Below are 1,211 nucleotides of genomic sequence, written 5' to 3' on the forward strand. Positions count from 1 at the left end.
CTTAAGTTTGCAATTCATTAAATTAGAGTATTAATCAGAAAGAACAAAAGCGCGTAGTAAGGTTACTATACACGGTGAAGTTTCAAACTTCGACAACATTGATAATCCACGCGCTTTTACTACTTAAACTTCGTTCAGTTCTGTGAGACCTAGATCTCGTTTTCAAGTTGTTGAAATGTGGGTAGCATCTGTTCTTTCCAAAATATAGTTCTTATGACTAAAGATAGAAAAATTTATGGAATCGACATCAGCAAAGCGGTGTTCGACATTTACAGTGAATCTACCGGACATTTTCAATTGCCAAACGATTCAAAAGGGTTTAAGGCCCTATTGAAAAAACTGCCAAGAAACACCTTGGTGGTTATGGAGGCCACAGGCTATTACCATTACCTGTTGGCCCAGTTCCTTTATAAAAACGGTGTTCAGGTCTCAGTGGTAAACCCATTATCCGTAAAGCGTTTTATCCAGATGAAACTGGCAAAGGTAAAGACCGACAAGAGCGATGCCAAGGCTATTTGTGAGTATGGCACCGTAAACGAAGTCCCCTTTTACAATGCCCTAACGGATGTCCAGGCAGAATGCCTGCAGCTCTTTAGGTTGTTGGACAGTTACGTAAAAAAGAGTACCGCCACAAAGAACAAGCTTCATGGCGAGAAGACCTTGGGCATTCCATCAAAAACGGTTTACAAATCCTTAAACCGCGACTTAAAACATTTGCAAAGAGAGATGCTGGTTTTAGAAAACAGGCTATTGGAACTGGTAAAGCAAGACCAACAGCACCAGCTCACCTTATTGCAGACCATACCGGGAATTGGGCTGAAAACGGCCTTGTTCCTGATCGTAATAACCGATGGCTTTAAAAAGTTTGAGAGGGCATCGCAACTTTGTAGCTATGTAGGCATCACGCCGACAACAAGGGAGTCGGGAAGTAGCGTACGGGGGCGCAGCAGGATCAGTAAAGTGGGCAATAAAAAATTGAGGAACCTATTGTTTCTGGCGGCCTTTTCAGCCTGCAAATACAACAGGGCATGTAAGGCACTTTTCGATAGGATCGTAGCTAAGAAAAAGAGCGCAAAACTAGCGTTGATAGCGGTAGCGAACAAGTTGCTGAAACAGGCTTTTGCCATTGCAAAAAGCGGATTGCCCTATGATGAGAACTTTGTTTCTAAATTAGCTTAAAATTGCTTGTTTTTTAACTCAGTTCTTTGTTG

The 1,211-nt window shown here is 42.0% G+C and carries 1 protein-coding gene; it reads left to right on the top strand.

The window, feature by feature from the left end; all coding sequences use genetic code 11:
* The first annotated feature begins 213 nt into the window (after positions 1-213).
* On the top strand, positions 214-1,179 hold the full coding sequence (locus RNZ47_RS16250) for an IS110 family RNA-guided transposase (protein WP_311942983.1): 966 nt from the start codon (positions 214-216) through the stop codon (positions 1,177-1,179).
* The last annotated feature ends 32 nt before the right edge of the window (positions 1,180-1,211 follow it).

It is taken from the genome of Hwangdonia seohaensis (assembly GCF_031932625.1).
Lineage (GTDB): Bacteria > Bacteroidota > Bacteroidia > Flavobacteriales > Flavobacteriaceae > Hwangdonia > Hwangdonia seohaensis.

Coding starts and splice junctions, on each gene's coding strand:
- RNZ47_RS16250 (WP_311942983.1), top strand. CDS start 214: ATGACTAAAGATAGAAAAATTTATGGAATCGACATCAGCAAAGCGGTG.